Here is a 20,140-nt window from a genome sequence, read left to right as displayed (position 1 = left end):
GTCCCGTGGACTCCCGTACCGGCCTTCCCGTAGTAGGCATGATCGGTGGCGGCCAGCTCGCCCGCATGACCCACCAGGCGGCCATCCCGCTCGGCCAGTCGTTGCGCGTGCTCGCCGTCTCCGACTCCGACCCCGCCGCACTCGTCGCCCGCGACGTCGTGCTCGGCTCGCACACCGACCTGGACGCCCTGCGCGCGTTCGCCGAGGGCTGCGAGGTGGTCACCTTCGACCACGAGCAGGTGCCCGGCGAACACCTGCGCGCGCTGGTGGCCGAAGGGGTGGAGGTGCACCCCGGCCCGGACGCGCTGATCCACGCGCAGGACAAGCTGGTGATGCGCCGCAAGCTCTCGGGGATGGGCCTGCCGGTCCCGCCGTTCGCCGAGGTCAACGGCCCGGCCGACGCGCTGGCGTTCGGCGCCGAGCACGGCTGGCCGTGCGTGCTCAAGGCCGTGCGCGGCGGGTACGACGGCAAGGGCGTGTGGATGCTGAACACGCCGAACAGCGCGCGGACCGTCGTGGACGAGCTGCTCGCCGCGGGGACGCCGCTGATGGTCGAGCAGTGCGTGCCGATGCGCCGCGAGCTGGCCGCGCTGGTGGCGCGGTCGCCGTTCGGCCAGGGCGCCGCGTGGCCGCTGGTGGAGACCGTGCAGTCCGAGGGCATCTGCGTCGAGGTGCTGGCGCCCGCGCCCTCCCTCGCTCCGGAGGTGGCCGAGGCCGCGCAGGAGCTGGCGCTGCGGGTCGCCGACGAGCTGGGCGTCGTCGGGCTGCTGGCCGTGGAGCTGTTCGAGACCGCGGACGGCGTGGTCGTGAACGAGCTGGCCATGCGGCCGCACAACTCCGGCCACTGGACCATCGAGGGCTCGCGCACCTCGCAGTTCGAGCAGCACCTCCGGGCCGTGCTCGACTACCCCCTCGGGGTGACCGACCTGGTCGCGCCCGCCGTCGTGATGGCGAACGTCCTCGGTGCCTCTTCCGGCGGAGCCGGAGATCAGCCGACAGCGCGGCCGCCGATGATCCTCGACGAGCGGCTGCACCACCTGTTCGCCCGGTTCCCCGACGCGCACGTGCACCTGTACGGCAAGGCGGAGCGGCCGGGCCGCAAGATCGGCCACGTGACGCTGCTCGGGGAGCGGATGGACGACGTGCGCGAACGGGCGAAGCTCGCCGCGCACTGGCTGTCCGACGGCGTGTGGCTTGACGGGTTCGACATCCACGGAGGGCAGCAGCAGTGACGCAGGTCGGCGTGATCATGGGTAGCGACTCGGACTGGCCGGTGATGAAGGCCGCCGCGGACGCGCTGGCCGAGTTCGACGTGCCGTATGAGGTCAGCGTGGTGTCCGCGCACCGCACCCCGCAGCGGATGATCGACTACGCGCGCTCCGCCGCGGGTCGTGGCCTGCGGGTCATCATCGCCGGTGCCGGCGGTGCCGCCCACCTGCCCGGCATGGTCGCCTCGACGACCGTGCTGCCGGTGATCGGCGTGCCCGTTCCGCTCAAGTACCTCGACGGCATGGACTCGCTGCTGTCGATCGTGCAGATGCCCGCGGGCATCCCCGTCGCCACCATGGCCGTCGGCGGCGCCCGCAACGCGGGCCTGCTGGCCGTCCGCATCCTCGCCGCGGCCGACCCGGCGTTGCAGGACCGCGTCGCCGCGTTCCAGGCGGACCTGGAGCAGATGGTGCTCGACAAGGACGCGGCGTTGCAGAAGGCGCTCTGAGTTCGCGCACGGGTGCCTTCGACGTGTCGAAAGGCACCCGTGCGCAGTCATGTGAACGCGCGCTAACATCGTCCCAGTAGGTCTTACTGGGAGGTAACAAGTGGACTCGAGCTTCGCCACGTACCAGCTCGCCGAGGAGCACGACGCGCTGCGCGAGGCCGTCCGCTCACTCGCCGACAAGGAGATCGCGCCCCACGCGGCCGACGTCGACGAGAACGAGCGCTTCCCCGTCGAAGCGCACGACGCCCTCGTCAAGTCCGGCTTCGCCGCCGTGCACGTTCCGGAGGCCTACGACGGCCAGGGCGCCGACTCCGTCGCCACCTGCATCGTCATCGAGGAGATCGCCCGCGTCTGCGCCTCCTCCTCCCTCATCCCGGCGGTCAACAAGCTCGGCACCATGCCGATCCTGCTGTCCGCCTCCGAGGAGTTGAAGCAGCTCGTCATGCCGTCCATCGCCTCCGGCGAGGCCATGGCGTCCTACGCGCTCAGCGAACGCGAGGCCGGCTCCGACACCGCCTCCATGCGCACCCGCGCGCAGCTGGACGGCGACCACTGGGTGCTCAACGGCACCAAGAGCTGGATCACCAACGCAGGTGAGTCCTCCTGGTACACCGTCATGGCCGTCACCGACCCCAAGGCCCCGAAGAAGTCCAACGGCATCTCGGCCTTCGTCGTCCACAAGGACGACCCCGGCTTCTCGGTGGGCACCAAGGAGCGCAAGCTCGGCATCAAGGGCTCACCCACCCGCGAGATCCACTTCGAGAACTGCACCATCCCCTCGAACCGCATCATCGGCGAACCGGGCACCGGCCTGAAGACCGCCCTCCGCACCCTCGACCACACCCGCCCCACCATCGGCGCGCAAGCGGTCGGCATCGCCCAGGGCGCGCTCGAGGCGGCCATCGCGTACGTCAAGGAGCGCAAGCAGTTCGGCAAGGCCGTCGCCGAGTTCCAGGGCGTCCAGTTCATGCTCGCCGACATGGCCATGAAGGTCGAAGCGGCCCGCCACATGGTCTACGTGGCCGCAGCCAAGGCCGAACGAGGCGAACCCAACATCGGCTTCATCACCGCCGCGGCCAAGTGCTACGCCTCCGACGTCGCCATGGAGGTCACCACCGACGCGGTGCAGCTGTTCGGCGGCGCGGGCTACACCCGCGACTTCCCGGTGGAGCGGATGATGCGGGACGCGAAGATCACGCAGATCTACGAGGGCACGAACCAGATCCAGCGCGTCGTGATGTCGCGGGCGTTGTTGAAGGGGTAGGGGGTCCGGGCCCCACCTACCTCGTGAGGTGGGGCGTTCGTCGTGCCTACAGGGTCAGGTCGTCCGCGCGGAGCGCCAAGCCCACCGTCAGCACGCTGGTGCTGATCGCGAAAGCCTGCGTCCAGCAGTCGTCCACCGTGCCGTTGCCCGCGCCGCAGCCCATCTTGGCGTAGGCCCCACTCGCGTCGAACACCTTCTCGGTGGCCGCGATCGTCTTGGTGTACCTGCCCGAGTCGCGGGCCGTCCGGAGGGACGTGTACAGCGACGACACGGCCTCCACTTGGGAGGTGAGCCAACCGGCGCAGGTCGGAGTGCGGGCTTGGACGGGCGCGCACGGTGCGGCCACGTCGGCCTTCTTGGCCGCTGCGATCTCGGCGTCCCACTCGTCGGCGAGTGCACCGGGGGTCCGGGTCGCGCTGGAGGAAGTCGTGGCCGGCCGGGCGATTGTCGTCGTGGACGAGGTAGAAGCTGACGACGGCGCGGCACCGGTCGGACCGCTCCCGCATGCGGCCACCAGAAGCGCGGTCATGACCCCGCCGAGCAACACGAGCGGACGACGGGACGTGGTGACGGGCATGGCTCCTCCTGAACGGGTGCCCGGCCTGCGGTCCCGGTACGCCCGCGCTCGCTGACCGACGCACCGAAGACGAAGAAACCCCGGCCCACCCTCTCGGATGAGTCGAGGCCCCTTCGACATGCACGGACTACCTACCCAGGGTGCCGATCGACTCGTTCACCGACACCACGGCGTACGCGCCGGTCGACTTGCCGGTCTTGACGACCTTCCCGTCCACGGTGATGGTCGCGCTGATCTCCCCGTCGCCGCCGTTCTGCGCGAGCACTTGGACGATCTGCAACGCCTCGTTCGTGGGCAGCTCGATCGTCTTGGACCACGGGAGCGGGACGTCGCTCACCTGTTCCGTGGAGGTCATGCCGTCCGTCGTGTAGGTGATGTTCCCGGCGGTCCCGGTGCCCGTGACCTCGTACACGACGGTGCGGACCTTCGCGGCGGGCGCCGCGTTCTCCACGGGGGCGACTGTCGCCACAGGTGCGGCCGGAGTCGACGCGCCGGGGGTCGACGCCGCGGGCGTGGTCGGGGTCTTGCCCCCGTTCGCGACCGAGCCGATGACGACGAGCGCAACGATGATGCCGACCACCCACGGCCACTTCTTCGTCTTCTTCGGCGCCGGGGGCATCGGCGCGTAGTAGGCGGGCGGCTGCTGCGGGGGCTGGGGCTGCTGCGGGTACGTCATCGGGGCTCGATCCTTCGGCGGGCTGGTCGGAACGTCTCGTCGACAGAACGCGAAGTGCCGTTACTTGTCGCTGGTGGAGGCCTAACAACCCGAAGGCCGCGCCGCCGGCGCCATCACGCCGTTCATCGCGCCGCCCGCCTCCGTCAGGTTCACCAACTCCGGCTGCTCGTCCGTGTCGTAGGTCCAGAACAGCGTGCCCTTCGAACCCATCCGGCACGACGCGGTCTCGGCGTCCCGGACGGCGTGCGCGGCGGCGGTGACGTCGCCGTTCCAGAACTCCCGGTGGGCGCCGATCTCGCCGACGATGAACGGCCAGGGGAGTCGTTCGACCTCGGCGGACGCCAGGTCCGTCTTCACCGTGTACCCGGTGGCCGGGTTGCGCGGGTAGAAGTGGATGTCGAGCAGGTCCACCTTCGCGGCTTTCGCGCGTGCCGGGTACCGGTGGTCGATGGTCGGGTCGCAGGTGGTGGTGCAGGACGTGGCGAAGCCGTCGAACCCGGCCCGGCCGACGGCCCACGGGGTGAAGAAGCCCATCGCGTACTCCGCGCCGGGGTCGCCCTTGAGGAGGCCCGCGCGGACCTGGCGCGTGTAGTAGGTGATCGCGTCGTCGGCCGCGGACTGCCTGCCCTTCGCGGTGGTCATGTCGTAGCGCCTGCCGTTCGGCGCGGCCAGCGACCCCGAACGGGTGGACCACGGGGCCTTGTCGGCTTCCCAGTACGCCTCGTTGTCGCTGGCGTAGGCGAGGACGCCGGTGGCGTTCGCCGTCCCGACGCGGGCGAGCAGCGCGGAGGAGAACTGGCGCATGTACTCGGCCTTGGCCCGGACGTGGCCGGGGTCGAGGTAGAGGGCGTTGTGCCCGGCAACGGCGGGCACCGAGCGGGAGCACGTCCGCCCGCCCTGGACGATCGAGTAGTAGAAGCAGTTCTGCGGGAACCGGTACAGCACCGGCATGACGTGGATGCGCTGGGCGATCGCGGACCGCACGAAGTCCGCCACGTTGTCCATGTACGCGGGGTCGTAGGGGCGCTCGTCGGTCATCCCCCGGCCCATGCCGTGCTCCGCGCCCGAGGTGCCCTCGTTGCCGACGTCGATGAACGTCCTGACGGTGTTGTAGCCGTCCGCCCGCAGGCGGCCCAGCATCTCCCGCGCCCTCGCACCGTCGTAGCGGCCGGGTTCGAAGGTCGAGATGTACCGGTGGCCGCTGCCGTCGTCGGCCAGCCGGATGTAGTTCGCGCCGCGGGGGACGAACGGCTTGCCCGCCACGCTCAGGCCCGCGGGGGTGATGTCCACCCGCGGGACGGTGGCGGCCCGTGTGGTGGCGGGAACGAGACCCGCTATCACCACGGCCACAAGCAGAACGATGCTCACGTCGGTTTCTCGCCCTCGCTGAAATCTCCAGTCGTAGTTGTGCTCCTCCTCTCCTGTCCACCTCACTCACCCGTCCGAGTGAGAGCGGCCGGTCGGGGAGCCCACGGGGTCCACGGCTACCGTCGGTGGCATGGACAGCCGGATCAGGGCGCTGCTGCCGACCCTCCTGGTCGACCTGGCGCTCCCCGTCGGCGGCTACTACCTGCTGCGGCACTTCGGGGTGGCCGACTGGATCGCCCTCACCGCCGGTGGGGCCGTGTCCGGCGCGGTGCTGGTGGCCGGGATCGCGCGCGGCCGCACGGTCGACGGCGCCGCGATCCTCATGCTCGGCCTCTTCGCCTTCGGCCTGCTCACGCTGCTGCTGACCGGGGACGCGCGGTTCGTGATCGCCAAGGACTCGCTGCTCAGCCTGGCCGTGGGCCTGGTCTTCCTGGGGTCGCTGTTCGCCGAGCGCCCCCTGCTGCTGACCTTCGCCGCGAAAACCGCGCCGGTGGTGGCCGAGCGTTACCGCGACTCGCCCGCGGTGCGCCGCACGATCCGCTTCGCCACGGTCCTCTGGGGCGTGGGCATGCTCGTCGACGCGGCGGTGCGCGTACCCCTGGCCTACACGCTGCCGGTCGACGTCATGGTGATCGGCTCACCGGCGCTCACGGTGCTCATCGTCGCCGTCCTCGTGGTCGTGACCAGGAAGTACGCCGCACGCCAACGGGACTAGGCCGCACCGCCCAGTTCGACGGTGGTCTTCTCGCTCACCCTCCGCGCGGGCAGCAGGTCGGCGTTCACGTTGCTGCACTGCACGAGCGACCCGCCGCCCGCGAGCACGGCCAGCAGGCTGTTCAGCACGCCGTCGGGCTGCGTCCACTCCACAGTGGACAGCACCCGCGACTCGCCGGTGATGCCGAGGGTCTCCGCGCGGGAGCGGGCTTCGGCGACCACGTCGTCCACAGTGGACCTGCCCAGCGCGGGCGTGGTGCCGGGGGTCGGCCCCCACGGGGTGAAGTCGTCGCCGAACACCCGGACGTCGTCCAGGAAGTCCACAGCGCCGCCGAGCTCCTGCCCGCGCAGTCCGAGACCCATCGGGTGCAACGACGCCACAGCGACCACGTCAGCGCCCGGCGCGGTGCCCTCCGGCACGACGAAGGCGACCTTCGCGCCCGCCGGGTCGTCGGTCACGGTCGCGCCGCACCACCACGCGCCGAGCAGCACCCCCGCGGTCTGCCAGTGCGCGGGCAGCAGCACGGCCACCCGGTCGCCGGGCTCGACGTCGTGCTCGTCGCGCAGCCAGTTCGCGGTCTTGGCCGCCCAGTTGGCGATGGTGGCCCGCGACAGCTCCACGCGGGAGCCGTCGGCGTCGTCGTAGTGCGTGATCAGCGGTCGCCCCGGCCCCGCGGCCAGCAGCGGCGTGAACAGAGCTTCGGTGACGCTCAAGGCAGTGCTCCCCTAGTCCACACAAGGCACATCCGGCTGGGCGGCGCGACGGGCGCCGTCCACGCCGACCACCTTGCCACCCGCGAACCGCGGGGTGGGGCTCGGGGGCGCGCTGGTGGTGGTCGTGACGGGGACGAGGGTGTTCGCGGGGCCGAGCCGGTCGGCGACGAACGCCCGCACGGCGGCCACGTCGACCGCGACGACGCTCTGCCCGCGGTCGTTGCGGGCGTTGGCGTCGACGACCGGGATGGTGGCGAACTCGACCGTGCCGCCCGCCATCCCGCGCGCCTGCTGGGCCAGCGCCACGAGGTCGAGCCCGTCGTCGACCACGATCGACTTCGCGGCCGCGTCCAGCAGCCCGCCCAGCTTCTCCTGATCGGTGAACGTGCCCGCGGACAGCAGCTGCGACACCGCGGCCGACAGGAACACCTGCTGCCGCCTGATCCGGCCGAGGTCGCCGCCGGGCAGGTTGCGCTGCCGCACGAAGGCGAGCGCGTCGCCGCCGGTCACCCGCTGCGGCCCGGCCCGGAAGTCCGCGCCCGACGCCGGGTCGCTGGTGCCCGAGTTCAGGCACACGTCCACGCCGCCGATGACCTCGGTCAGCAGGTAGAAGCCGTAGAGGTTGATCTCCGCGTAGTGGTCGACGCGGATGCCGGTGAGGTCCTGCACGACCTGCACGAGCGCCTTCCGCCCCGCCTGGTCGCCCTGCTTCTCCCGCTCGGCGGCGTCGCCGACGCCCTCCTCGCGCAGGCGCCGGATCGTGGCGTACTTCGTGACGCCGTACGCCTGGTTGATCTTGTCCTCGCGGTAGTCCGGGATCGGCACGTAGGTGTCGCGCGGGATCGACACGGCGGTCGCCCGGCCGCCGTCGTGGGGGACCCGCAGCACGATGACCGTGTCGGTGTTCACACCGTCCGACGCCTCGGTGCGCAGTTGGCGCAGCACGCCCGGTGGCAGCTGCGCGCCCTGCGCGTCGGTGCGGCTGTCGCTGCCCACGAGCAGGATGTCCGTCGCGCCGTCGATCATCGGCGGCGAGTCCGGGACGTCGGACAGCACCGCGATCACGTCGGTGGTGTTGACGCTCTCCTGCACCCGCTTGAGGGTGACCCAGCCGTAGCCCGCCACCGCCAGGACGGCCGCCGACAGCAGCGCGACCAGCACGCGTCCGAAGGCGAGGGCGACCCGCAAGGCTTCCTCCTCGGCGCGGGAGCGGTGGGCACGACACCAAGGCCAGCCGGCGTCGGGTGGTCGCCGCGGCCGTTTCCGGCGGGACGTCCGGTCAGTTCACGCAGACGAGCCCGCCTGCGGTGATGGCCGGGGGAGTCGTGGTGGTGGGCGAACCGGGGACCGGCGTGCCCGAGGTGCCCGCGGGGTCCGACCGGTCCTCCTGCGGGTCGTAGTCGGCGCCGACGTAGACGGCGATCTGGTTCCCGGCAACGGATTCGTCCTCCTGCACGGTCGCCCCGCCGAACTCCTTGGCCACCTTGTCCGCGACGGCCTTGTCGCCCGGCGCGTAGTGGACGACCGTGGAGTCCTGCACCACGTCGGCCGTGCTCGCCTCGCCGCGCTGGTAACCCTTGCCCACCAACACGTCCAGCACGGTCGCGGCCAGCATCGGCGTGCCGGAGGCGTTGAGCACCTGCACGGTGATCTGGCCGTTCGGCTTGACGGGGGTGTTCGAGGTCGACGGCGAGGACGTCTCGTCGCTCGCCAGGTTCCTGACGAAGGCCTTCACCTTCGCCGGGTCGACCTGGATGACGTTCCCGTCGTTGTAGGTGTCCATCGTCTCGCCGACCGGGATGGTGCGGAACTCGATGTTGCCGCTCACCAGGCCCTGCATCTGCTCGGCGAACGTCGTGATGTCCCAGCCCTGGCTCAGCACGACGGACTTCTGCACGGCGGTGACCAGGTCGTCGAGCTTGTCGACGTCGGTCAGCATGCCGGTGGACAGCACCTTCTTCGCCAGCGCGCCGATGAACACCTGCTGCCGGGCGATCCGGTCGAGGTCGCCGTTGGGCAGCCCTTCGCGCTGCCGCACGAACGACAGCGCCGTCGCGCCGTCGATCGTCTGCGGCCCCGCGGCGAAGTTCGCGCCGGACTTGTAGTCGCTCGTGGCCTGGTTCACGCACACCTCGACGCCGCCGATGGCCTTGGTCACCTCGTAGAAGCTCGCGAGGTTCACCTCGGCGTAGCGGTCGATCGTGATGGAGCCGCCGGTGAGGTTCTCGATGGTCTTGATGAGCGTCTTGCGGCCCGCCGCCGTCGACTCGAGGTTGATCTTGGCCTGGTCCGCCTCGCCCTTCGCGGCCATCTCCTCCGCGATGGTGTTCTTCTGCCTGGCGAACGCGGAGTTCAGCTTGTGCTTGCCGAAGCCGTCGGCGATCTCCACGTAGGAGTCGCGGGGGAACGAGAACGCGCGGGCGCGGGTGCCGTCGACCGGGATGTGCACCAGGATCATCGTGTCGGTGTTCATCTCGCCGTCGGCGACGCCGCCGCTGAGCAGGTCGAGCACCTCGGGCGCGAGCGGGTTGCCCTGCGCGTCGACCCGGCTGTCGATGCCGACCATCAGGATGTCGACCGCGCCGTCGAGCGGTTTCCGGCCCACCCCGGCGTTCTCGGACACCTCGGAGGAGATGACGTCGGTGGTGGTCGTGCCCTGGTCCAGGTTCCGCAGGAAGCTCCAGCCATACCAGGTGACAACCATCACAGCCGCTGACAGCAAGGCGATGAGCGAACGCCCGGTGACCAGGAGAACCCGGAGCGTGGTCGAGCGCTGGGACGCGGGGGGAACGGCAACCCGGATAGCTCCTGGTTGCTCGCTCGCCAGTGGCGGTCTGACCTCCACGAGTCGTGCCTCCCCCGTGCGCGGTGCTGCTCAGCAAAGATTAGTTGGCCAGGTGCCATCGGCGCTGGTCGTTGCTCCTTCTTATACGGGAGACGCTGTAACAACCTGGTGGGTTGCACGCTTTACTAGGTGACCGACCGCGATGGTTACACCGGCGTAAAGGACTTGAGATGCGCGTTCTGGTGACAGGTGGTGCCGGCTTCATCGGCTCCCACTACGTGCGGGAACTCGTCGGGGGCGCCTACCCGGCGTTCGCCGACGCCGAGGTGGTGGTGCTCGACAAGCTGACCTACGCGGGCAACGAGGAGAACCTCGCCCCGGTCGCCGACAGCCCGCGCTACCGGTTCGTCCGGGGCGACATCTGCGACGCCTCCGTCGTCGAGGAGGTGATGGCGGGCACCGACGTGGTCGTGCACTTCGCCGCCGAATCCCACGTGGACCGCTCGATCTCCGGTGCCGCGGACTTCGTGCTCACCAACGTGCTCGGCACCCAGACCTTGTTGCAGGGCGCGCTGAACGCCGGTGTCGGCAAGTTCGTGCACGTGTCCACCGACGAGGTCTACGGGTCCATCGAGGACGGTTCCTGGCCGGAGACGCACCCGCTGGAGCCCAACTCGCCGTACTCGGCGTCGAAGGCCTCCTCCGACCTGCTGGCACGCGCTTTCCACCGCACGCACGACCTTCCGGTGTGCATCACCCGGTGTTCGAACAACTACGGTCCGTACCAGTTCCCGGAGAAGGTGCTGCCGCTGTTCGTCACGAACCTGATGGACGGCGGGACGGTGCCGCTCTACGGCGACGGCCTCAACGTCCGCGACTGGCTGCACGTGGCCGACCACTGCCGCGGCATCCAGCTGGTGGCCGAATCCGGCCGCGCGGGTGAGGTCTACAACATCGGCGGTGGCACCGAGCTGACCAACCGCGAGCTGACCGGGCTGCTGCTCGACGCGATGGGCGCCGACTGGTCGTCGGTCGAGGCGGTCGCCGACCGCAAGGGCCACGACCGCCGCTACTCGGTCGACATCACCAAGATCAGCACCGAGCTGGGTTACGCCCCGCGGGTGGACTTCGCCGAAGGCCTCGCGAGCACCGTCGAGTGGTACCGCGACAACCGGCAGTGGTGGGAGAAGCTGAAGGCGCGGGCGAACGGCTGATGGCGCTCGCCCTCCTGGTGCCCGGAGGTCGCGGCCAGCTCGGCCACGACCTCGTCGCGGTCGCCCCCCGCGACGGCTTCGCGCACGCCCCGTCGTCCGCGGAGCTGGACATCACCGACGCCGAGTGCGTCGCCGACGCGGTCGCGACCTTCGCGGCCAGCGCCCGCGACGCGGGTCTGCGGCCCGTGGTCGTCAACGCCGCCGCGTACACCGCCGTGGACCGGGCGGAGACCGACGAGGACCGGGCGTTCGCCGTCAACGCGCTCGGTCCCGGACTGCTCGCCGCCGAGTGCGCGCGGCACGACGTGCCGCTGCTGCACGTGTCCACCGACTACGTGTTCCCCGGCGACGCCGAACGGCCCTACGAACCGGCGGACCCGACCGGTCCGCGCTCGGCCTACGGGCGCACCAAGCTCGCGGGCGAGGAGCGGGTCCTGGCTTCCTGGCGGCGTTCCTGGGTGGTCCGCACCGCCTGGGTGTACGGCGCATCGGGTGCGAACTTCGTGAAGACCATGGCGCGCTTGGAGGAGGAGCGCGACACGGTGTCCGTTGTGGACGACCAGCGCGGCTCGCCGACGTGGGCGCGCGACCTGGCCGCGGGTCTGGCGCAGTTGGCCGACCTCGTGGCGACCGGCCGCGAACCCGCGGCGCGGGTGCTGCACGGCACCGGCGGCGGCGACACGACCTGGTACGGCTTCACCCGCGCCATCTTCGAGGAGCTGGGCGCCGATCCCGATCGCGTCCGGCCGTGCGCGTCGACGGAGTACCCGCGCCCGGCGCCGCGGCCCGCGTACTCGGTGCTGTCCGGCAGCGCGTGGCGCGAGTCCGGGCTGACGCCGTTGCGGCCCTGGAGGGAAGCGCTTTCCGCCGCTGTGGCCGCGGGCGTCGTCGAACCCGCCGCGAGCTAGCCGGAACCCGTCCGGGTCCACGCCGTGAACCGGTGGTCGGCTCCGCACGTATGCCCACCTGAGACCGGCCTGGACCGGACCGTTCGGTCCAGCGGGCGACGACGGTGAGCAGGGAGTGGTCACGTGCGGCATGGTGTGGACTCGGACGTGTTCGGCAAGACCGCGCACAGCCCGTCCTTCTTCGAGCTGTCACGCAAGCTCGGCGACGGCGCACAGCACATGGTCGACTTCTGCATCCCGTGCAACCCGTACTTCCCGACACCGCAGATGTTCGCCTCGCTGGCGAACAACCTCGAGTCGATCCTGAAGTTCTACCCGAGCAGCACCGACGCCATCGCCGGTCAGCTCGCCAGGACGCTGCGGCTGAACCCGGCCACGATCGCGATGTCCAACGGCTCCACCGAGATCATCACCTGGATGGACCACCTGTGGGTCAAGGAGAGCATCGCGATCCCGATCCCCACGTTCGGCCGGTGGACCGACCAGCCGATGGAGACCGGCAAGCGGGTCGACATGTTCCCGCTCCAGGAGAACGAGGGCTTCGAGCTCAACATCGACGCCTACCTGAAGTTCATCCGCGCCAGGGGCTCGAAGGTCGCGGTGCTGTGCAACCCCAACAACCCCGACGGCGGCTACCTGCCCCGCCGGGAGATCATCCGCTTCATGGACGAGCTGGCCGACCTCGACCTGGTCATCATCGACGAGTCCTTCATCGACTTCGTCGAGGTCGAGCGCAACCCCTCCGTCGTCGGCGAAGCCATGATCAGGCCCAACGTCGTCGTCCTCAAGAGCCTCGGCAAGAACTTCGGCCTCCACGGCGTCCGCTTCGGCTACCTCGTCGCCAACCCCGCGCTGGCCAAGCGCATGGCCGCAGCCCTTCCCAAGTGGAACCTCAACTCCCTCGCCGAGGCGTTCGTCTTCATGCTCGGCGACCACCTCGACGAGTACGGCGAAAGCCTCGTCAAGCTGTCCATGGACCGCTACCGCATGGGCATGGAGCTGTCCCGGCTGCCGGAGTTGCAGGTGTACCCGTCGCAGGCCAACTTCCTGCTGGTGAAGCTGGCGCCGGACGTGGACGGGATCGAGCTGCGGGACTACCTGCTGCACAAGCAGCAGATCTTCATCCGCGAGTGCGGGAACAAGCTCGGCATGAGCGGCCAGTTCGTGCGGCTCGTCGTGCGCCCGGAAGCCGACGTGGACCGCCTGGTCTCCGGCATCCGCAGCTTCGGCAACCAGCGCTGGGACGTCGAACGGCCGTCGCTGGTGTCCTAGACGGCCCGCCGGGCCAGGTCAGTCGACGGTGGCGACGAACGCCGCCCAGGCGGCGCGAGGAACGGTGAGGTGGCCCGCTTCGGGGTTCTTGCTGTCGCGGATGCCGACGACGTCGGAGGCGCGGGCGACCTCGACGCAGTTGGAGTTGCCGCCGCTGTGGCTGGACCTGTGCCACTGGCCGAACGCGACCTCGACGCAGCCGGAGTTGCCGCCGCTGAAGCTGGACTTGCGCCAGGACGTCAGGCTCAGCTTCGTCTTGCCCATTCGCGGTGCTCCTCGTCCAGCGTGCGGATCATCGCCAGCGAGTCCTGCGGACTCGACGCGACGCCGCACAGGTGCTGGAAGACCAGCCTATAACGGTCGATGTCCGGTTCCTCCTCCAAGAACAGGGTGCCGGTGATGTGGTCGATGGCCACCGCGCCGTAGCCGTCGTCGAACCGGAAGCACCAGAACGGCACGCCCATCGCGATGTGCTCGCCCGCCCGCGTCGGGAGGACCTGCACCTGGACATTGGGCAGTTCGGCGAGTTCGGCCAGCCGCCGCAGTTGGGCGAGGCGGATGTCGGCGCCGCCCACGGGCAGGTTCAGCGCCGTCTCGGTGACGACCGCCCACACCGACAGGTCGCCGTCGAGCACGCGCACCTGCCGCTCCATGCGCAGACTGACCCGGCGGTCCAGGATTTCAGTGCTGATGCCGGGGTTGGCCGCCCGGATCACCACCCGTGCGTAGTCCGGTGTCTGGAGCAGTCCGGGGATGAGGTCGACCTCGAAGTTGGCGACGCTGACCGCGTCGGTCTCCAACTCCGCGAAGTCGATGTTCTCCGGGTTCGCCGAGTCGTCGTAGCTCTGGTACCAACCGCGGGTGCGGGCGTTGCGCGCCAACGACATCATGCTCTCGGTCGTCGCCCGGCCCGCGCCGTACAGCTCGCAGAGGGCCCGCACGTCCTCCGGCTTGATGCCCAGTTGGGCGGTCTCGATCTTGCTGATCTTCGGGTACTTGCAGTCGAGCCGACCGGCCGCGTCCTCGACGGTCATGCCGGCGTGGCCGCGCATCCGCCGCAGCCGTCGGGCGAGGCGCCGTTGTTTGGCCGTGGGTACCACTGTGACCTCGATCGGGTAGACATTGGAACATGATTCCCTTGGAGCTTGCTCTTTCCAGATGTTGTGAGCAACCTAGGTGAACATATTTCCACCGATAGAGGATGGTCGTCGTGGTGGTGCAGGTGGTGGACGTGCGGCTGGACACGCCCGTGCGCGGGTGGGTGGAGGAGGACATGGAGAGGATCTTGCTGACGATCGGCGAGTATCCCGCCCAGGTGCTGCTGGGGCTGACCGAGCGCGGTGCGCTCGACCTGCTCGACGTCATCAAGCGCGAACTGGCCGTCCTCAGCCCACCCGACCCGGACGACCCCGCGTGCGAAGCCTGCCTGGACACGGGGGACCTGTGGGTCCCGGTGGCCCGCGGGGCGGTCGCGTGTCGCGAGTGCGACTGCCCGGCGGGGCGGGGTGGGGCCTAGGCCTCCTGCCACTCCACGCAGGACGGCCGCCGACCCGTGGCCAGGAACTCCTTCAACGCCTCCGCCAGCACGCCGACGCGCACCCCGCTGCCCGCCGGGTAGTCCACGTACTCCGACGCGTACACCGGCGACCCGTCCTCGCCCACCAGCGTCGAGTAGTCCTGGTCCGGGTCCGCGTAGGTCAGGTACCCGAACCCGGAACTCACCGCCGCCGCCACGTCGTGGTCCGGGATCTTCACCTCGCCCGGCGCCCCCAGCAGCCCCTCGACGTCCGGGATCAGCGCCCGCTCCTGGTGCTCGATCACCGCGGCCCCGGCGCCGCTCTCCGCCAGCCGGGTCAGCAGCGCGTCGACCTCCTCGGGGGTCGTGACGGTCATCTGCTCACCGGACTCGTCCGCGTTCTGGATGGACCACACGGCGTTGAAGCTCATCGTGATGCCTTCTCTGCTAGTCGTCGAGGCGGAATGGATGCTCTCAGTGAACGACCTGTCCCGCAAACAGCCCTGCTTTGCGCCGATGGGGTGGAGACCGCCCGGAGGACTGGATAACGCTGCGCGCTTGCGAGAACCTTTTCAGATGTCCGAGCACGGGCGAGCCCCCGTTTCAGCCGCGCGCAGCCACGATGGTGACCGTCGTCGCTTCCTCCGCTGCGTCGCCGCGGTCACCGGATCGCGCCAGGTCACGTGGAACACGCCGACCGGCTCCCGCGACGACGCGACCGGGCAGGCACCCCGCCGCTAGGCCTTCACCGCCAGGCCTCCACAACCGCCCTGCACCTCGTGACCCACTGGCAGGCGCACGGGCGCACAGTCCTGCGCGGTGTCAGCGGCCCGCGGCCCGCCGGTACGCGGTGAGGGTGGTCTCGGCGCAACGGCGCCACGTGTACTGCGAGGCGTGCGCCCGACGGGCCATCTGGGCGACGGCGGTCGGAGGGGTCTCGACGGCGGCGAACATGGCGTGGGCCAGGGCGTCGGAGTCGCCGACCGGGGTGAGGGCCGCGTGGCCGCCGGAGACCTCGCGCAGCGCGGGGACGTCCGAGCAGACGACCGGGACGTTGCAGGCCAGGGCCTCGAGGACGGGCAGGCCGAAGCCCTCGTCGCGGGACGGGAGGACCAGGGCGGAGGCGCCCGCCACGACGCTGCGCAGGTCGACGTCGGCGAGGTAGCCGGTGCGGATGACCCGGCCGTCGACGCCCGCCTGCCGGGGGCCCGCGAGGACCAGCGGCGGCAGGGACTGGTCCGCGGCGTGGGCCTTCAGGAGCGTGTCCAGGCCCTTGCGGGGGCCGCCCGCGCCGACGAACAGCAGGTACTGCGACGGCAGGCCGAGGCGGGCGCGCAGCGCGTCGTTCGGGGGTCGCGAGGCGAACCACGCCGGGTCGACGCCGAGCGGGGTGACGATGATCCGGTCGGCCGGGATGCCCAGTTGCTCCTCGACGGTCCTGGCCACGGCGTGCGTCGGCGTGCAGACGACGTCGGCGCGGTGGGCGGACTGGCGGACGAGCTCGGGCAGCCGCTCGTCGGACGGCGGGAGGTCGCCGGGGGAGGAGAGGAACGCGAGGTCGTGGATGGTGACGACGCCACCGGCCCTGATCGTCGGCGGCAGCACGAAGTTGGTGGCGTGCATGACGTCGGTGAACCCGGTCAGCAGCTCCACCGGCGGGAACTTGGAGCGCAGCCAGAACTGGCGGAGCAGCCGGGCGGACACGGGCAGGCCGCGGGCCTGGACGCCGTGCGGGAGGACGCTGCGCAGGCCGCGCCAGCCGCGCAGGGTGAACGCCACGGCGCGCACGTCCACCTCGTCGGGCATGGACGCCAGCTCCTCCGCCAGCGCCGAGGTGTAGCGGCCGATGCCGGTCCGATGGCCGAGCAGGGGAGTGCCGTCGAGCAGCACCCGCAGCGGTTCAGCCATTCACGCCGCCGCGCAGTTTCTTCAGCACCCTGCCGGTCGCTCGCTTCGCCAACTCCGTGGGTCCTCCCTGGTCGAGGTATTCGCGGACGAGCCTGGCGTCCCGCCTGAGCTTCGCGCTCGGGGTCAACGGGGCGTTGCGGACCAGCGGCGCGGAGCCGCGCAGCCGGTCGGCGGCGGGGCGGGGGTCGCGGCAGAACTCCACCAGCGGCGCCAGCACGGTGTCCCACGTGAAGCGCTCGCGCACCACGGCGATCCGCTCGCGGCACCCGGCGGCGAACTCCTCGTCGTAGAGCACCTTCTCCATGGCCGCCGCCAGCGCGTCCGGGTCCTCCGAGCGGACCACCACGCCGAGGCCCTCGCGTTCCACCAGTTCCGCGAACGAGTCGCCGTCGGTCGTCACGATCGGCAGCCCGGACCACAGGTAGTCGAGCACCCTGGTGCGGAACGCGAACGTGGTCTCGACGTGCTCGTAGTGCGTGGTCACGCCGCAGTCCGCGTCCAGCAGCCAGTTCTGCCGGTCGTGGTAGGGCACCCAGGTCTCGTTGAAGAACACCGAGGTGCCCACCAGGTCGAGCCGCCTGGCCAGCGCGCGCGTCTGCCCCGCGATGTCCATGTCCGGCACCTCGGGGTTCGGGTGCTTCATGCCGAGGAAGAACAGCTTCAGGTCGGGGTGCCCGTCGCGCAGCCGGTGCACGGCGCGGATGAGCGTCAGCGGGTCGAACCAGCTGTAGACGCCGCCCGCCCAGATCACGACCTTGTCGGTGTCCGAGATGCCCGGCACGACGCCCTTGATGGCGGGCGCGGTGCGCTGCGGGGGCTTGCCCGGCAGGCCGAACGGCACCACGGACAGCAGCGAGCGGACCGTGGGGTCGTTGTCGTACAACGACGGGGTCAGCCTGCCGAGCGCGGCGAGGTGGCCGAGCCAGAAGTGCCGCTGGCGCTCGGAGGCGCACAGGAAGAAGTCGCCGCGCTTCAACTGGTTGTTGAGCACGCGGGTCACACCGACGATGTCCAGCGCGCGCTGCTCGTCGTTCTCCTCCTTGCCCTGCTCCAGCAGTTCCAGGTGCATCGGGTCGTACACGTCGCACACGAGGACCTTGGTGGAGGCGGCCTTCTTCAGCTCCGGCACCAGTTCCAGCACATGGCCCTGGAGGATGACCACGTCGGCCCACGCGATGTGCGGGGCGAGGTCGCGGGGCTTGGACCGGGAGATCGGGAAGGCGGCTTCCGGTGGGGCGCACAATGGGTTCACCGTCACCAGGTGGACGTCGTGCTCACCGGCCAGCACGTCAGCCATGTTCCAGGCCCGGATGGCGGGTCCGGCCATCTTCTCCGAGATCGCGTCGCCGGTGATGATCAGGATCCGCCGGGGCCTGCCGAACACCTCGTCCAGCGCGAACACGTCGACCAGGACGTCGTGCGCGGCGAGGTAGCGCGGCAGCGGGTACGCGGGCTCCATCGCCTTGCGCATCAACGGGACCAGGTCGCGGTCGCTGCGCACCCGTGCGGCCTGCTCGACCTTGCGCGACTCCTGGAGCGACGGCATCAGCTCGACGAACTGGTCGATGGCCAGGAAACCGGCAAGCGCTTTCCGGTCGACGGGCACCGGCGCCAGGTCGTCGGCCGGGTCGGCGGGCCTGCGGGTGATCTCCAGCTGGGTGGCGTCGATCTCGCCGCGCGCGGTCGCCCGGCGCACGACCAGCGCGAGGGCCGCGGGCAGCACCTTGGCCAGCGTGTCGTCGGAGAAGTTCTTGTACAGGGCCGCGAGGGCGTTGCGCTCCAACAGGTACAGCTCGCGGCTGTGGTCGATCGACGCCATCGACGCGTGGTGCTTGTGGAACGCCAGCGACGCGGGCTCGTAGCGCACCCGCCAGCCGCGCAGGTTCATCCGCCAGCCGAGGTCGACGTCCTCGTAGAACATGAAGAACCGCTCGTCGAACCCGCCCAGCGAGCGGTACACCGACGTGCGGACGAACAGCGCGGAGCCGGTGCCGAACAGCACGTCGCGCGGGGCGTCGTGGCTGCCGTCGTCCGGCTGCCCCGCGTGCCGCTTGTAGCCCATGCCGAACCAGGTGAGGCCGCCGTCCACGAAGTCGACGTCGGTGCCGTCCCAGTCGAGCACCTTGCTGGCCACCGCGCCCACGGTCGGCTCGGTCTGGAGCACCTTCACGGCGGCGCGCGCCCACTCGGGGTGCGGTCGGGCGTCGTTGTTGAGGAACGCGAGCACCGACCCGGTGGCCGAGGCGGCGCCCAGGTTGCAGCCGCCCGCGAAACCCAGGTTCTCCGGCGCCTCGATCACGGTCGCGCCCGGCACCGCGGCGCGGATCCGCTCCGCGCTCCCGTCCCCGGAGGCGTTGTCGACGCAGACGACCTCCAGCCGGTCCGCGGGGTACGCGAGCTCCGACAGGGCCCTCAGGCACGTGACGGTGTCCTCGGCGCCGCGGTAGTTCACCACGACCACGGATACGACGGGCAGCACCATCACTCTCCTCGCTCCACGACGGGTGTGCGGGCCTAAGCCTGCCTCATCACAGCGCGTGTCGTGAGCCGAAGGGTCTACCTTCCGGCCCAAGTGCGCCACACGTCACGGCGGGGGACCGTCGAACGGCGCCCGATCGCCACTCGCGCGACCAGCGCGGACGGCGAGCGGAGCAGGACCTCCGCCAGCACGCCCAGCCGCAGCGGGAGGCGGAAGTTCGCCGCTTCGGGGACTCCGGAGCGCAGCGGCAGCAGAGCGGTGATCGCCGCGAACCGGGCGACCTCGCGCAGGGCGACGGCGAGCGGGGCGCAGCGCAGCAGCATCAGCAGCCGGTTGCGCTCGTTCCACCGGTGGAACGGCCTGGAGCCCGGCCGGGTGCTGGCGCCGTGCCGGTGCGCGACCCGCGCGGGCCCGACGGACACGACCCGGTGCCCGGCCAGCCGCAGCCGCCACGCCGTGTCGGTGTCCTCGTAGTAGCAGAAGAAGCCGGCGGGGACGCCGCCCGCGCGGCGCAGCGCCCCGGTCCGCAGCAGCGCGGCGCCGCCGCAGAAGCCGAACACCTCGCGGCCCGCGAGCACCAGGTCCACGCCGTGCCCGTCGGCGGTCAGCGAGACGCCCACCGACTGCGTCGAGCCGTCCGCGAGCGTCATCGACGAGGTGGCGGCGGCGGCCAGCGGGTCGCCGTCGAGGGCTTCCTCCAGCGAGGCCAGCCACGACGGGGACGGGGCGGCGTCGTCGTTCAGCCACGCCACGTAGGGGGTGTCCACGCGGTCCAGCACCGCGGCCAGGCCACCGGCGTACCCGAGGTTGCGGGGCAGCCGCACCACGTTCGGGGCGCTCGGGTGGGCCGCGACCAGCGCGGCGGTCCCGTCGTCGGAGGCGTTGTCCACCACCAGAGTCCGGTGTGGACCCCCGCCGCCGGCTTTCTGGACGGCGAGCGCGTCGAGGCACGCGGTGATGTGCTCACGCCCCCGCCAGGTCACGACGACCACCGTGCTGGCACTGGACACGGCGTGAGACGGTACGGC

The 20,140-nt window shown here is 70.9% G+C and carries 20 protein-coding genes; 8 read left to right on the top strand and 12 right to left on the bottom strand.

Annotation, left to right across the window (positions count from 1 at the left end; translation table 11 throughout):
- Window positions 1–5: 5 nt before the first annotated feature.
- From RM788_RS20840 to RM788_RS20830, 3 genes are all read left to right on the top strand, one after another.
- Complete coding sequence (locus RM788_RS20840; RefSeq protein ID WP_315933385.1) at window positions 6–1,232, top strand: 5-(carboxyamino)imidazole ribonucleotide synthase; 1,227 nt, start codon at window positions 6–8, stop codon at window positions 1,230–1,232.
- On the top strand, window positions 1,229–1,717 hold the full coding sequence (gene purE / locus RM788_RS20835; RefSeq protein WP_315933384.1) for a 5-(carboxyamino)imidazole ribonucleotide mutase: 489 nt from the start codon (window positions 1,229–1,231) through the stop codon (window positions 1,715–1,717). Before RM788_RS20840 ends, purE begins: the two co-directional genes overlap by 4 nt.
- A 100-nt stretch (window positions 1,718–1,817) precedes the next feature.
- Entirely contained in the window at window positions 1,818–2,981 is a 1,164-nt protein-coding gene (locus RM788_RS20830) for an acyl-CoA dehydrogenase (protein ID WP_315933383.1), read from the top strand.
- Between the two features lie 46 nt (window positions 2,982–3,027).
- Here the strand turns inward: RM788_RS20830 and RM788_RS20825 are convergent, their stop codons facing one another.
- The 3 genes from RM788_RS20825 to RM788_RS20815 form a co-directional block, all read right to left on the bottom strand.
- A complete protein-coding gene (locus RM788_RS20825) occupies window positions 3,028–3,558 on the bottom strand; it encodes a hypothetical protein (protein ID WP_315933382.1) in 531 nt (176 codons plus the stop codon).
- Window positions 3,559–3,685: 127 nt separating this feature from the next.
- Window positions 3,686–4,234: an MmpS family transport accessory protein gene (locus RM788_RS20820; protein WP_315933381.1), complete on the bottom strand. Its 549-nt coding sequence runs from the start codon at window positions 4,232–4,234 to the stop codon at window positions 3,686–3,688.
- Window positions 4,235–4,315: 81 nt separating this feature from the next.
- Window positions 4,316–5,602: a hypothetical protein gene (locus tag RM788_RS20815; protein ID WP_315933380.1), complete on the bottom strand. Its 1,287-nt coding sequence runs from the start codon at window positions 5,600–5,602 to the stop codon at window positions 4,316–4,318.
- 130 nt (window positions 5,603–5,732) lie between these two features.
- On the opposite strand from RM788_RS20815, the gene RM788_RS20810 reads away from it, so the two are divergent.
- Window positions 5,733–6,317, top strand: a complete 585-nt coding sequence (locus RM788_RS20810; protein WP_315933379.1) for a VC0807 family protein — start codon at window positions 5,733–5,735, stop codon at window positions 6,315–6,317.
- On the opposite strand, the gene RM788_RS20805 is transcribed toward RM788_RS20810, so the two are convergent.
- The 3 genes from RM788_RS20805 to RM788_RS20795 form a co-directional block, all read right to left on the bottom strand.
- Window positions 6,314–7,030, bottom strand: a complete 717-nt coding sequence (locus RM788_RS20805; protein ID WP_315933378.1) for a TIGR03089 family protein — start codon at window positions 7,028–7,030, stop codon at window positions 6,314–6,316. The genes RM788_RS20810 and RM788_RS20805 overlap by 4 nt on opposite strands.
- A 12-nt stretch (window positions 7,031–7,042) precedes the next feature.
- A complete protein-coding gene (locus RM788_RS20800) occupies window positions 7,043–8,218 on the bottom strand; it encodes an LCP family protein (protein ID WP_315933377.1) in 1,176 nt (391 codons plus the stop codon).
- A gap of 91 nt (window positions 8,219–8,309) precedes the next feature.
- Window positions 8,310–9,734, bottom strand: coding sequence for an LCP family protein (locus RM788_RS20795; RefSeq protein ID WP_315933376.1), 1,425 nt, complete (start codon window positions 9,732–9,734; stop codon window positions 8,310–8,312).
- A 311-nt stretch (window positions 9,735–10,045) separates the two neighbouring features.
- Here RM788_RS20795 and rfbB point away from each other — a divergent pair, with 311 nt between their 5' ends.
- The 3 genes from rfbB to RM788_RS20780 all read left to right on the top strand — a co-directional run bounded on the left by rfbB (window position 10,046) and on the right by RM788_RS20780 (window position 13,209).
- The gene (gene rfbB, locus RM788_RS20790; protein WP_315933375.1) at window positions 10,046–11,029 is read left to right on the top strand and encodes a dTDP-glucose 4,6-dehydratase; all 984 of its coding nucleotides are present in this window, start codon (window positions 10,046–10,048) and stop codon (window positions 11,027–11,029) included.
- Window positions 11,029–11,937 (top strand): dTDP-4-dehydrorhamnose reductase, encoded by a 909-nt coding sequence (rfbD, locus tag RM788_RS20785; RefSeq protein WP_315934694.1) that lies wholly within the window; start codon window positions 11,029–11,031, stop codon window positions 11,935–11,937. Before rfbB ends, rfbD begins: the two co-directional genes overlap by 1 nt.
- 123 nt (window positions 11,938–12,060) lie before the next feature.
- Window positions 12,061–13,209 (top strand): pyridoxal phosphate-dependent aminotransferase, encoded by a 1,149-nt coding sequence (locus RM788_RS20780; protein WP_315933374.1) that lies wholly within the window; start codon window positions 12,061–12,063, stop codon window positions 13,207–13,209.
- An 18-nt stretch (window positions 13,210–13,227) separates the two neighbouring features.
- Here RM788_RS20780 and RM788_RS20775 read toward each other — a convergent pair whose 3' ends face one another.
- The gene (locus RM788_RS20775; RefSeq protein ID WP_315933373.1) at window positions 13,228–13,473 is read right to left on the bottom strand and encodes a DUF397 domain-containing protein; all 246 of its coding nucleotides are present in this window, start codon (window positions 13,471–13,473) and stop codon (window positions 13,228–13,230) included.
- Window positions 13,455–14,309: a helix-turn-helix domain-containing protein gene (locus RM788_RS20770; RefSeq protein ID WP_315933372.1), complete on the bottom strand. Its 855-nt coding sequence runs from the start codon at window positions 14,307–14,309 to the stop codon at window positions 13,455–13,457. The genes RM788_RS20775 and RM788_RS20770 overlap by 19 nt, the downstream gene beginning before the upstream one ends.
- 101 nt (window positions 14,310–14,410) lie before the next feature.
- On the opposite strand from RM788_RS20770, the gene RM788_RS20765 reads away from it, so the two are divergent.
- Entirely contained in the window at window positions 14,411–14,725 is a 315-nt protein-coding gene (locus tag RM788_RS20765; RefSeq protein WP_315933371.1) for a hypothetical protein, read from the top strand.
- On the opposite strand, the gene RM788_RS20760 is transcribed toward RM788_RS20765, so the two are convergent.
- The 4 genes from RM788_RS20760 to RM788_RS20745 all read right to left on the bottom strand — a co-directional run bounded on the left by RM788_RS20760 (window position 14,722) and on the right by RM788_RS20745 (window position 20,122).
- Window positions 14,722–15,156, bottom strand: a complete 435-nt coding sequence (locus tag RM788_RS20760; RefSeq protein ID WP_315933370.1) for an Imm1 family immunity protein — start codon at window positions 15,154–15,156, stop codon at window positions 14,722–14,724. The genes RM788_RS20765 and RM788_RS20760 overlap by 4 nt on opposite strands.
- A gap of 391 nt (window positions 15,157–15,547) precedes the next feature.
- On the bottom strand, window positions 15,548–16,633 hold the full coding sequence (locus tag RM788_RS20755) for a glycosyltransferase family 4 protein (RefSeq protein WP_315933369.1): 1,086 nt from the start codon (window positions 16,631–16,633) through the stop codon (window positions 15,548–15,550).
- Complete coding sequence (locus RM788_RS20750; RefSeq protein WP_315933368.1) at window positions 16,626–19,115, bottom strand: glycosyltransferase; 2,490 nt, start codon at window positions 19,113–19,115, stop codon at window positions 16,626–16,628. The genes RM788_RS20755 and RM788_RS20750 overlap by 8 nt, the downstream gene beginning before the upstream one ends.
- Before the next feature lie 74 nt (window positions 19,116–19,189).
- Window positions 19,190–20,122: a glycosyltransferase family 2 protein gene (locus tag RM788_RS20745; protein WP_315933367.1), complete on the bottom strand. Its 933-nt coding sequence runs from the start codon at window positions 20,120–20,122 to the stop codon at window positions 19,190–19,192.
- Window positions 20,123–20,140: the final 18 nt, after the last annotated feature.

This window comes from Umezawaea sp. Da 62-37 (assembly GCF_032460545.1).
GTDB lineage: Bacteria > Actinomycetota > Actinomycetes > Mycobacteriales > Pseudonocardiaceae > Umezawaea.
Note: the sequence above shows the minus strand (reverse complement) of the source record. Positions and strands in the feature narration are given on the sequence as shown.

Excerpts from the sequence above, each read along its gene's own strand:
- rfbB (WP_315933375.1), top strand. The coding sequence starts at position 10,046 with ATGCGCGTTCTGGTGACAGGTGGTGCCGGCTTCATCGGCTCCCACTAC.
- RM788_RS20825 (WP_315933382.1), bottom strand. The coding sequence starts at position 3,558 with ATGCCCGTCACCACGTCCCGTCGTCCGCTCGTGTTGCTCGGCGGGGTC.
- RM788_RS20755 (WP_315933369.1), bottom strand. The coding sequence starts at position 16,633 with ATGGCTGAACCGCTGCGGGTGCTGCTCGACGGCACTCCCCTGCTCGGC.
- RM788_RS20760 (WP_315933370.1), bottom strand. The coding sequence starts at position 15,156 with ATGAGCTTCAACGCCGTGTGGTCCATCCAGAACGCGGACGAGTCCGGT.
- rfbD (WP_315934694.1), top strand. The coding sequence starts at position 11,029 with ATGGCGCTCGCCCTCCTGGTGCCCGGAGGTCGCGGCCAGCTCGGCCAC.
- RM788_RS20810 (WP_315933379.1), top strand. The coding sequence starts at position 5,733 with ATGGACAGCCGGATCAGGGCGCTGCTGCCGACCCTCCTGGTCGACCTG.
- RM788_RS20820 (WP_315933381.1), bottom strand. The coding sequence starts at position 4,234 with ATGACGTACCCGCAGCAGCCCCAGCCCCCGCAGCAGCCGCCCGCCTAC.
- RM788_RS20750 (WP_315933368.1), bottom strand. The coding sequence starts at position 19,115 with ATGGTGCTGCCCGTCGTATCCGTGGTCGTGGTGAACTACCGCGGCGCC.
- RM788_RS20775 (WP_315933373.1), bottom strand. The coding sequence starts at position 13,473 with ATGGGCAAGACGAAGCTGAGCCTGACGTCCTGGCGCAAGTCCAGCTTC.
- RM788_RS20765 (WP_315933371.1), top strand. The coding sequence starts at position 14,411 with ATGGTCGTCGTGGTGGTGCAGGTGGTGGACGTGCGGCTGGACACGCCC.
- RM788_RS20795 (WP_315933376.1), bottom strand. The coding sequence starts at position 9,734 with ATGGTTGTCACCTGGTATGGCTGGAGCTTCCTGCGGAACCTGGACCAG.